11 protein-coding genes and 4 tRNA genes are annotated in these 9,755 nt (G+C 39.5%); 12 read left to right on the top strand and 3 right to left on the bottom strand.

The features are described from left to right. Positions 1–250: 250 nt before the first annotated feature. The 3 genes from frr to M3O96_RS02920 all read right to left on the bottom strand — a co-directional run bounded on the left by frr (position 251) and on the right by M3O96_RS02920 (position 2,130). Positions 251–811, bottom strand: coding sequence for a ribosome recycling factor (gene frr / locus M3O96_RS02930; RefSeq protein ID WP_249718587.1), 561 nt, complete (start codon positions 809–811; stop codon positions 251–253). 12 nt (positions 812–823) lie between these two features. After that, complete coding sequence (pyrH, locus tag M3O96_RS02925) at positions 824–1,534, bottom strand: UMP kinase (RefSeq protein ID WP_249718585.1); 711 nt, start codon at positions 1,532–1,534, stop codon at positions 824–826. A 101-nt stretch (positions 1,535–1,635) separates the two neighbouring features. Further along, positions 1,636–2,130: an acyl-CoA carboxylase biotin carboxyl carrier protein subunit gene (locus M3O96_RS02920; protein ID WP_249718583.1), complete on the bottom strand. Its 495-nt coding sequence runs from the start codon at positions 2,128–2,130 to the stop codon at positions 1,636–1,638. 49 nt (positions 2,131–2,179) lie between these two features. On the opposite strand from M3O96_RS02920, the gene M3O96_RS02915 reads away from it, so the two are divergent. The 12 genes from M3O96_RS02915 to rplL all read left to right on the top strand — a co-directional run bounded on the left by M3O96_RS02915 (position 2,180) and on the right by rplL (position 9,605). Next, positions 2,180–4,795 carry a M1 family metallopeptidase gene (locus tag M3O96_RS02915; RefSeq protein ID WP_249718581.1) on the top strand — a complete coding sequence of 872 codons (2,616 nt, stop codon included), beginning with the start codon at positions 2,180–2,182 and terminating at the stop codon, positions 4,793–4,795. A gap of 152 nt (positions 4,796–4,947) precedes the next feature. Further along, positions 4,948–5,030: transfer RNA gene (locus M3O96_RS02910), tRNA-Tyr, on the top strand. Positions 5,031–5,079: 49 nt separating this feature from the next. Continuing rightward, a tRNA-Gly gene (locus M3O96_RS02905) sits at positions 5,080–5,152 on the top strand. 34 nt (positions 5,153–5,186) lie between these two features. After that, positions 5,187–5,258 (top strand) — tRNA-Thr (locus M3O96_RS02900). A 61-nt stretch (positions 5,259–5,319) separates the two neighbouring features. Beyond that, positions 5,320–6,507, top strand: coding sequence for an elongation factor Tu (gene tuf, locus M3O96_RS02895; RefSeq protein ID WP_249718579.1), 1,188 nt, complete (start codon positions 5,320–5,322; stop codon positions 6,505–6,507). Positions 6,508–6,621: 114 nt separating this feature from the next. Next, a tRNA-Trp gene (locus M3O96_RS02890) sits at positions 6,622–6,692 on the top strand. Between the two features lie 18 nt (positions 6,693–6,710). Next, positions 6,711–6,899, top strand: a complete 189-nt coding sequence (secE, locus tag M3O96_RS02885) for a preprotein translocase subunit SecE (RefSeq protein ID WP_106566657.1) — start codon at positions 6,711–6,713, stop codon at positions 6,897–6,899. Between the two features lie 13 nt (positions 6,900–6,912). Continuing rightward, the gene (gene nusG, locus M3O96_RS02880) at positions 6,913–7,470 is read left to right on the top strand and encodes a transcription termination/antitermination protein NusG (protein ID WP_249718577.1); all 558 of its coding nucleotides are present in this window, start codon (positions 6,913–6,915) and stop codon (positions 7,468–7,470) included. A 3-nt stretch (positions 7,471–7,473) separates the two neighbouring features. Next, positions 7,474–7,917, top strand: coding sequence for a 50S ribosomal protein L11 (gene rplK, locus M3O96_RS02875; protein ID WP_113924092.1), 444 nt, complete (start codon positions 7,474–7,476; stop codon positions 7,915–7,917). Positions 7,918–7,927: 10 nt separating this feature from the next. Beyond that, positions 7,928–8,626, top strand: coding sequence for a 50S ribosomal protein L1 (rplA, locus tag M3O96_RS02870; protein WP_249718575.1), 699 nt, complete (start codon positions 7,928–7,930; stop codon positions 8,624–8,626). A 2-nt stretch (positions 8,627–8,628) separates the two neighbouring features. Next, complete coding sequence (gene rplJ, locus M3O96_RS02865; RefSeq protein ID WP_249718574.1) at positions 8,629–9,165, top strand: 50S ribosomal protein L10; 537 nt, start codon at positions 8,629–8,631, stop codon at positions 9,163–9,165. A 56-nt stretch (positions 9,166–9,221) separates the two neighbouring features. Beyond that, positions 9,222–9,605, top strand: a complete 384-nt coding sequence (rplL, locus tag M3O96_RS02860) for a 50S ribosomal protein L7/L12 (protein WP_249718572.1) — start codon at positions 9,222–9,224, stop codon at positions 9,603–9,605. Positions 9,606–9,755: the final 150 nt, after the last annotated feature.

The following is a 9,755-nucleotide window of genomic DNA, read 5'->3' as shown; positions in this document are numbered from 1 at the left end:
ATGGCCATCGGGATGGATATTAATCGATATTGTTTTTGTAAACCAACCCATAAATGGTTTTTGACACCTACGCGGATCATTTCTCGAATTTTCAAAAAGTATATATTAAAAAAGGCTTCCATTTTTTCAATGGAAGCCTTTTTTCTATCTGTAATTAAATTTCAGCTTTTTAATTAGAACCACCAATGGACAACGAGCCAATATCAATCAGTATCTAATATCAATGAATATCCACCGATATTTTCATCGGTCAAACCGTCATGATCTCATGTTCTTTTTTCACCAAGAGTTCATCGATTTTGGTGGAATAACCATCTGTGAATTTCTGGACAGTATCTTCTGCTCTTTTGATTTCATCTTCTGCAGCTCCGTCTTTTTGAAGTTTTCTAAGAGACTCGTTGGTTTCTTTTCTTACTGTCCTGATGGAAATTTTCCCTGATTCGCATTCATTTTTTGCCTGCTTTACCAGGTTTTTTCTTCTTTCCTCAGTCATTGGAGGAATCGTCAGGATGATGAGTTCTCCATTATTCTGAGGTGCAAGTCCAAGGTCAGAGTTGATGATAGATCTTTCGATTTCATTGATCAGGTTTCTTTCCCAAGGCTTGATTGCAAGTGTCCTTGCATCAGGCGTCGTGACCGAAGCCACCTGCTGCAGGGGAGTAGGTGAACCATAATAGGCTACCATCAGTCCATCAAGCAAGTTTGGCATTGCTTTTCCTGCTCTGATTTTCAATAATTCAGTGGAAGTGTGGTTGACTGCTTTTTGCATCAATTCTTTGGCTTCTTCCAAGTACATCTGAATTTCTTCCATAATTAATTCGGATTAGTTTGAAGTGATTAATGTTCCGATATCTTCTCCAAGGACAATTTTATCCAAATTGCCTGGCTTGTTCATGTCAAAAACGATGATAGGCAAGTTATTTTCCTGACAAAGGGTAAACGCCGTCATGTCCATGATGTTGAGGTTTTTGGCGTATGCTTCCTGAAAAGAAAGAGAGCTGTATTTGGTTGCGGTTTTGTCTTTTTCAGGATCTGCGGTATAGACGCCGTCAACTCTAGTACCTTTCAAGACCACGTCTGCTTCGATTTCTATCGCACGAAGTGCGGCAGTAGAGTCTGTAGTGAAATAAGGATTGCCGATTCCTGCTCCAAAAATAACTATTCTGCCTTTTTCGAGGTGTCGGATGGCTCTTCTTCTGATAAAAGGTTCGCAGACACTTTCTACTTTGATCCCTGACATTAATCGGGTAAACATACCAACTTGTTCGAGTGCACTCTGGAGTGCCATGGCATTGATCAAGGTTGCGAGCATGCCCATATAGTCCCCCTGCACACGGTCAATTCCAGCATTTTCTGCCTGAACACCCCTAAAGATGTTGCCTCCTCCGATGACGATAGCGAGTTCAACTCCCAATTCTTTTACCCTTTTGATTTCTTGGGCATATTGCTCTAGTCTTTTGGAATCAATACCGTAGTTTTTTTCTCCCATCAGCGCCTCGCCGCTTAGTTTCAGCAAAATCCTTTTATACTTCATTTTTGGTTTTTATATGTGAAAAAGACTAACTCAATCAGGTTGGTAAATTGATAAATCCGACAAATATAAAGTCTTACTTTAGAAATGAAAACCTGTTTTTTCTAAAATTGGATTAGGACCTGATTTTTCTCTACGCTTTGTCCTTTTTTGATTTTGATGGCTTTGACGGTTCCGTCTCCCGGAGATTTGAGGATATTCTCCATTTTCATGGCCTCGAGTATGAGTACGGCATCTCCTTTCTTAACCTCATCCCCCTCTTTGACTTTGATGTCAAAAATCAATCCAGGCATTGGTGCTTTGATATCCTTGGCTACTTTATTATGGAGGTTATTCATTCCAAGTTTTTCCAACAAAAGGTCGAATTTATCCTTGAGCGTTATTTCACAGGGTTTGTTGTTGAGCTTGAGTTTGACAGTTTTGGTTTCAATATCAAGACTTACCACTTCTAAGTTAAAGGATTTGTCATTGTAGATGACATTGTAGTGTCTTTCATTAATCTGGGATATATCCCAATCAAGGATATTCCCGTTAACAACAACTGTTTCTTTTGCTTTTTCTACTTCAAAAACCGAATTCTTGATATTAACTGAATACATTTCCTTTATTTTGCGCTAAATATACAATTAATCTTCAAAAAGCATTTTCATGGATTTCAATAAACCCAAAGCACTTTTGGCCATTTCTATTTTTTTGATTTGGTCTTGTCAGAGTTCCAAGCCCGTGTCAGATCAAGTTGCAGAAGTACCTTCATCGCAATTAGAAATCGAAACTAATAGATCGGATTCAAATGATGCTTCACAGCTAAAAGAATTGATTCCGGCATTAGAAAATAGAATTGCTTCCTATAAAGCTTCTGACACAAGATACTTTGACCTTTTACATACAGCGTTGGATTTGTCCTTTGACTATCAGAAGGAATGGGTAAATGGAGTCGCTGTCCTGACTTTTAAGCCCTATTTTTACCCTCAGCGTGAACTGGTCCTTGATGCACAGGATTTTGACATTCATGGTTTTTTATTATTAGAAAAAGGGAAAGAGAGTGAGTTAAATTTCCGCTATAATGGACAAACTGTTACAGCATATTTACCTCAAACATACACTTCCAAAGACACCATCACAGTCAGGATAAAATACACTGCCAAACCAAACGAAAACCCTGAACTAGGGAGTGCAGCCATTACTGACACCAAAGGGTTATACTTTATCAATGCTCGGGGGGAAGATCCCAATAAGCCCACTATGATTTGGACGCAAGGGGAATCCGAGCATAACTCCAAGTGGTTTCCTACGATTGATTCCCCCAATGAGAGAATGACTCAGGAAATCAAAATGACGGTCGATAAAAAACTAAAGACAATCAGTAATGGTCTTTTGAAATCAAGCAAAGTAAATGCTGACGGGACAAGAACTGACCATTGGGTGATGGACTTGCCACATGCACCCTATTTGGCAGCAGTGATTGTTGGCGATTTTGTAGAGATCAAAGATAATTGGGAGGGAATGCCTGTGAGTTATTATGTGGAAAAGGAATTTGAAGAAGGAGCCAAAACGGTTTTTCAAAACACGCCAGAGATGATTGGGTTTTTCTCAAAAATCCTCTGTGTACGGTATCCTTGGCAAAAGTATGATCAGGTTGTAGTCCGGGATTTTGTCTCCGGGGCCATGGAAAACACTACCATTTCGGTATTTATGGAAGACCTGAATTTGGATGCTAGGGCCGCTATAGATTCAGAATGGGATGGCATTATCGCGCATGAGCTTTTTCACCAATGGCTAGGGGATTATGTCACCAATGAATCATGGGCAAATCTTACTTTGAATGAAGCTTTTGCCAATTACTCCGAATACCTCTGGTTTGAATATAAAGATGGAAAGGATGATGCTGACATGCATCATATTTCTGAAATGGAAATGTACTTTGATGAATCCAAGGAGAAGCAAGTTGATTTGATCCGGTTTTATCACAATGATTCAGAAGACATGTTTGACAGCCATTCTTATGCAAAAGGAGGCAGAATACTTCATATGCTTAGAAGACACATTGGAGATGAAGCATTCTTTGCAGGTGTAAAACTTTATTTGAACAAACATGCATTTTCAAGTGTGGAAGTTCATGACCTTAGATTGGCTTTTGAAGAAGTTACCGGCCAAGACCTTAATTGGTATTTCAATCAGTGGTTTCTTTCCTCAGGCCATCCAACACTCGAATATGAAATAGATTACAGTCAGCCTGGGAACCTTCTGTTAACTGTTTCCCAAAAGCAAGATCTTACTTCCACTCCTTTATATAAAATACCTTTCAAAGTGAGCTGGTATCATGAGGGTAAAAGACATGAAAAAGAATTGGTTTTGGATAAGGCGTGGCAGCAATTTGCGATAGAAAACAAAGTCCCTTTAAAAGAATTGTACTTTGATGAGGCCATGGAATTACTTGCAGAAAAAAAATCCTCAAGGGGCGTAGATCACTTCAAAAAGCAATTTAGTATTTCGTCATTGGGAGTGTCAAGGTTTGAAGCACTCGACAGTCTGGCAAATATTTTTGCAGATGACCCCGAGGTTGCTTCTTTGGTAGGTAGAGCATTGAATGATCCGTTTTATGCGATCAGAGAAGCTGCGATCATGCACATAGCCCAACATCCGGATTGGTTGTTGGAGATTTCCGATTTGGAAGATCGTCTATTGGAAATGGCAGAAACGGATCCCAAGAATACTGTAAAGCAAGGGGCAATCGAAATGCTAAGTTTGCTAGATCCTGACAAATATGCCCCTAAGTTTATGGAGTGGATGGAGCATCCTTCTTACTATGTGGCAGGAGCGGCTTTGGCCGCATACTTGGAAAATGAAAACAACGCAGATAGAGTAGAAATCGCAAACCGATTTGAATCTGAGAAAAACATCAGGCTGGTTGTTCCTGTAGCTGAATATTACATCACAAACCTTATCAGTGGGAAAGCGGAATGGTTTCACAACAATCTAGAATTGCAGGGTGGACAATCACTTTACTATTTTCTAGGTTATTACAGTGAATACTTTGTACAAAATCCGGGTGAAGGAAAAGAAAAAGCAATAAATAATTTATATACCATTGCAAAAGAAAATAACTCAAATTATGTCAGGATCGGAGCCTTTATGGGCTTATTCGGATTTATCGATGAGCCTGGGGTTTTGGATAAGGCTAAAGAGTTATATTCTCTGGAGAAGGATGATTTAGCTAAAAGATATGAGGAATTTTTCCTCTCTCAGTACCTTGAAGAAAATTAAATGGTTGATTTTAATGTGATTAAAGTAGGCATCTAAAAAATACTTTGAAATTTTCAAACATAATTTTGAATGTTTAGGAAAAGGGTATAATTTTGCCATCCGTTAAGAATACAAAAATCAAAATTAGGTTTAAATCTTGACCAAAATCAGTTGGGGGAATACCAAAGCGGCCAACTGGGACGGACTGTAAATCCGTTGACTTATGTCTTCACAGGTTCGAATCCTGTTTCCCCCACAAGTGTGAATTGCAAAATATTTTATTACTTTTGCACAGCATTTCAAAAGCGGGAGTAGCTCAGTTGGTAGAGCGGCAGCCTTCCAAGCTGCAGGTCGCGGGTTCGAGCCTCGTCTCCCGCTCTATGCTTTTAATAAAGCAGGGCAAATGTTACCAGCCGACGTAGCTCAGGGGTAGAGTACTTCCTTGGTAAGGAAGGGGTCACGGGTTCAATTCCCGTCGTTGGCTCTGAAACATTGAAAAATTAAAATAATTATATAACCTTAACTAAAACAGAGGATTTTCACGCATGGCAAAAGCAACCTTTGACCGTTCAAAACCGCACGTTAACATCGGTACGATTGGTCACGTAGACCATGGAAAGACAACTTTGACTGCTGCCATTACTACCGTTTTGGCGAAAAAAGGTCTTTCTGAATTAAGAGATTTTTCTTCCATTGATAACGCTCCGGAAGAAAAAGAAAGAGGAATTACTATCAATACTTCTCACGTTGAATATTCAACCGAGAAAAGACACTACGCTCACGTAGATTGTCCTGGACACGCTGATTATGTGAAAAACATGGTTACCGGTGCTGCTCAGATGGACGGTGCTATATTAGTAGTAGCTGCAACTGATGGACCTATGCCTCAGACAAGAGAGCACATCCTTCTTGCTCGTCAGGTAGGTGTTCCAGCACTTGTTGTATTTATGAATAAAGTGGATATGGTGGATGATCCTGAGCTTCTTGAGCTTGTGGAAATGGAAATCAGAGAACTTCTTTCATTCTATGATTTTGATGGAGATAATATTCCTGTAATCGCAGGTTCTGCTCTTGGTGCACTTAACGGTGATGCCAAGTGGGAATCTACTGTTATGGAATTGATGAATGCTGTGGATGAGTTCATTCCAATCCCTGAGCGTTTGATCGACAAAGATTTCTTGATGCCGGTTGAAGACGTATTTTCAATCACAGGTCGTGGTACTGTTGCAACAGGTAGAATCGAAAGAGGTGTAATCAACTCTGGAGACGCTGTTGACATCATCGGTATGGGTGCTGAAGGATTGAAGTCTACTGTAACTGGTGTTGAAATGTTCCGTAAGATCCTTGATAGAGGAGAAGCAGGTGATAACGTTGGTCTTTTGTTGAGAGGTATTGAAAAATCCCAAATCAGAAGAGGTATGATTATCTGTAAGCCAAACTCTGTGAAGCCTCACGCTCTTTTCAAGGCTGAAGTTTACGTTCTTTCTAAAGAAGAAGGTGGACGTCATACGCCATTCTTCAACAAATATCGTCCACAGTTCTACTTAAGGACTACAGACGTAACTGGAGAAATTATGCTTCCTGAAAACGTGGAAATGGTTATGCCAGGTGACAACGTGACTATTGAAGTTAACTTATTGAATAAAGTAGCACTTGAGAAAGGTCTTCGTTTTGCTATCCGTGAAGGAGGTAGAACTGTAGGTGCCGGTCAGGTGACTGAAATTCTTGACTAAGAGTCTTAGAATTTATAAATTTTCAAATGCGATCCTGAATATTTTTTAGGATCGCATTTGTATCTTATCCCACTTCTGACTACCTTTGCGTTCCTTTTGGGGACTTAAAATTCTACGGGCATAGTTCAATGGCAGAATAGCGGTCTCCAAAACCGTTGATGGGAGTTCGAATCTCTCTGCCCGTGCACAAAATGTAGTAAACCATGAATATTAAGAGTTTTGTTATCGAATCAATCGACGAAATGAAAAACAAGGTCACTTGGCCTTCATACTCGTTTCTACAAAACAGTGCTGTTTTGGTAATAGTCGCATCTCTCATTTTTGCCTTGGTTATTGGGGCTATTGACTTGGGATTCGAGAATTTGATGAAATGGTTTTACGATCTATTCTAATTGAATAATACTGATGGCTGAACATAAGTGGTACGTACTTAGGGTGGTAGCCGGGCAAGAGAAAAAAACCAAGTCTTACTTGGATAATGAAATTGTCCGTCAAAAACTTGAGGATTATATTCCTGAGGTCTTGATTCCCTCCGAGAAAGTTTACGAAATGCGTAATGGTAAAAAGAGAGTTCGAGAAAGAAATTTCTTTCCGGGCTATGTTTTGATCAATGCGGATTTGACACACGGCGAAGCCAATCATGTAATTACAAGTATCCCGGGTGTCATCGGTTTCTTAGGATCAAACCAGGGGGGAGCTTCCAAAACCCCTGAACCATTACGCCAATCTGAAATCAACAGAATCTTAGGACGAGTTGAAGAGATTGACGAGTTTGCCGTGAAACTTGATACACCATTTATAATTGGAGAGACTGTCAAAGTAATGGATGGTCCTTTCAGTGGTTTCTCGGGGATTATTGAAGAGGTGTTTGAAGACAAGAAGAAATTGAATGTTATGGTCAAGATCTTCGGTCGAAATACACCGGTAGAATTAAACTTTATACAAGTAGAAAAACAAGATTAAGAAATGGCTAAGGAAATCACAGGTTATGTGAAATTACAGGTGAAAGGTGGCCAGGCAAATCCATCACCTCCGGTTGGTCCGGCTCTTGGTTCCAAGGGTTTGAACATTATGGAGTTCTGTAAGCAATACAATGCCCGTACCCAAGATAAAATGGGTCAGGTATTGCCTGTTTTGATTACTGTTTTCTCTGACAAAACATTTGAATTCGTAGTAAAAACTCCTCCTGCTGCAAATATGTTGCTTGAGGCTGCGAAGGTAAAAAGTGGTTCTGCAGAGCCAAACAGGAAAAAAGTAGGATCTGTTACCTGGGATCAGGTAAAAGAAATTGCGCAGGTGAAAATGCCTGACTTAAACGCTTTCAAAGTGGAATCTGCCATGAAAATGATTGCAGGTACTGCTAGAAGTATGGGTATCACTGTTTCGGGTAAAGCCCCTTGGGAGGTATAATAATACAACTATGGCTAAGTTAACAAAAAAGCAAAAAGAAGCTCTTTCTAAGTACGACTCAAGCCAGCTGTACTCCCTAGAGGAAGCTTCTTCTATCGTCAAAGATATTACCAACTCTAAATTTGATGCTTCTGTTGATATTGATGTCCGACTGGGCGTTGATCCAAGAAAAGCAGATCAAATGGTAAGAGGTGTAGTGGCATTGCCACATGGCACAGGTAAAGACGTAAAAGTATTGGTGTTGTGTACGCCTGACAAAGTAGAAGAAGCTAAAGAAGCTGGTGCAGATTATGTAGGTCTTGATGACTATATAGCCAAAATTGAAGGCGGTTGGACTGACATTGATGTCATTATAACTATGCCGAATGTGATGGCTAAAGTTGGTAGACTTGGTAGGATTTTGGGTCCAAGAGGCTTGATGCCCAATCCGAAATCCGGTACAGTTACTTTAGATGTTGGAAAAGCAGTTAAAGAAGTAAAAGCAGGTAAGATCGATTTTAAAGTAGATAAATTCGGGATTATTCATGCCAGTATTGGTAAAGTTTCTTTCAACCCTGAGCAACTTCAGGAGAACGCAAAGGAATTGATCAATACTATTTCAAAGCTAAAACCATCTTCTTCTAAAGGAACATATTTCAGGAGCATTCATTTGTCAAGCACACAATCTCCTGGAGTTAAAGTAGACAAAGGAAGTTTTCAAGGTATTTAATCATGACTAGAGAAGAAAAATTAGAAATAATCGATGGTCTTACCGAGAAGTTTAAGGAAAATCCCTACTTCTACGTCACTGATGCTTCAGGGTTTACAGTGGCACAGGTAAATGCCTTCAGAAGAGCTTGCTTTGATAAAGGTGTTGAGTATAAGGTTTTCAAAAATACGTTGATCAAAAAGGCGTTAGAAAATCTTGATACAGACTACACTGAATTTTCAGAGGTGGCTTTAAAAGGATTCTCAGGTATTATGTTCTCCAAAGAGAGTGGTAATCTTCCTGCTAAAGTGATCCTTGATTTCAGAAAAAAACTTGGTAAGAAAGAAGTAAGACCTTTATTTAAAGGTGCTTCAATAGATTCAGGAATATTCCTTGGCGAAGGTCAGTTAGATACACTATCTACCTTGAAATCCAAGCAAGAACTTCTTGGAGATGTTATTGCTCTTCTTCAATCTCCTGCAAAAAACCTTATCTCTGCCCTTCAAAGTGGACAGAATACATTGGCAGGCCTTGTTAAGACACTTTCTGAAAAGGAATAAAAAAATGCAGTTATCAAATCAGTTAAAAAAAAATCAACAATTTAAATATTAATACAATGGCAGATCTTAAACAACTTGCTGATCAGTTAGTAAACTTGACTGTAAAAGAAGTAAAAGAATTGGCTGATATATTGAAGGACGAATATGGCATCGAGCCTGCAGCTGCTGCTGTTGCTGTTGCCGCTCCTGCTGGTGGTGCCGGTGCCGGTGCCGCTGAAGTAGAAGAAAAAACCTCTTTTGATGTAATCTTGAAAGCTGCAGGCGGTCAGAAATTGGCTGTTGTTAAGCTAGTGAAAGAATTGACCGGTCTTGGCTTGAAAGAAGCTAAAGAATTGGTTGATAGCGCTCCAAAAGCTGTGAAAGAAGGTATCGCTAAAGATGAGGCTGATGCTTTGAAGAAGTCTCTTGAAGAAGCTGGTGCGGAAGTAGAGATTAAATAATTTGAAAAACCTTTCCTTCTAGGTAAAGGTTACGAATTAGGACCTGACTGCATAGTCAGGTCTTTTCCTGTTTGTGCACAGGTAATAAATTGCACTATTCTAAGCGAAAATTGTCGCATTTAGTTATCATTATCACTAAAACTTATACTG

Origin of the sequence: Aquiflexum sp. TKW24L (genome assembly GCF_023502205.1) — a bacterium.
Lineage (GTDB): Bacteria > Bacteroidota > Bacteroidia > Cytophagales > Cyclobacteriaceae > Cognataquiflexum.
The sequence above is the reverse complement of the archived record's forward strand: the minus strand, read 5'-3'. Positions and strand labels throughout refer to the sequence as shown.

What these genes read in the sequence shown, in the direction of transcription:
- frr (WP_249718587.1), bottom strand. Translation starts at nt 811, where the DNA reads ATGGAAGAAATTCAGATGTACTTGGAAGAAGCCAAAGAATTGATGCAA.
- pyrH (WP_249718585.1), bottom strand. Translation starts at nt 1,534, where the DNA reads ATGAAGTATAAAAGGATTTTGCTGAAACTAAGCGGCGAGGCGCTGATG.
- M3O96_RS02920 (WP_249718583.1), bottom strand. Translation starts at nt 2,130, where the DNA reads ATGTATTCAGTTAATATCAAGAATTCGGTTTTTGAAGTAGAAAAAGCA.
- M3O96_RS02915 (WP_249718581.1), top strand. Translation starts at nt 2,180, where the DNA reads ATGGATTTCAATAAACCCAAAGCACTTTTGGCCATTTCTATTTTTTTG.
- tuf (WP_249718579.1), top strand. Translation starts at nt 5,320, where the DNA reads ATGGCAAAAGCAACCTTTGACCGTTCAAAACCGCACGTTAACATCGGT.
- secE (WP_106566657.1), top strand. Translation starts at nt 6,711, where the DNA reads ATGAATATTAAGAGTTTTGTTATCGAATCAATCGACGAAATGAAAAAC.
- nusG (WP_249718577.1), top strand. Translation starts at nt 6,913, where the DNA reads ATGGCTGAACATAAGTGGTACGTACTTAGGGTGGTAGCCGGGCAAGAG.
- rplK (WP_113924092.1), top strand. Translation starts at nt 7,474, where the DNA reads ATGGCTAAGGAAATCACAGGTTATGTGAAATTACAGGTGAAAGGTGGC.
- rplA (WP_249718575.1), top strand. Translation starts at nt 7,928, where the DNA reads ATGGCTAAGTTAACAAAAAAGCAAAAAGAAGCTCTTTCTAAGTACGAC.
- rplJ (WP_249718574.1), top strand. Translation starts at nt 8,629, where the DNA reads ATGACTAGAGAAGAAAAATTAGAAATAATCGATGGTCTTACCGAGAAG.
- rplL (WP_249718572.1), top strand. Translation starts at nt 9,222, where the DNA reads ATGGCAGATCTTAAACAACTTGCTGATCAGTTAGTAAACTTGACTGTA.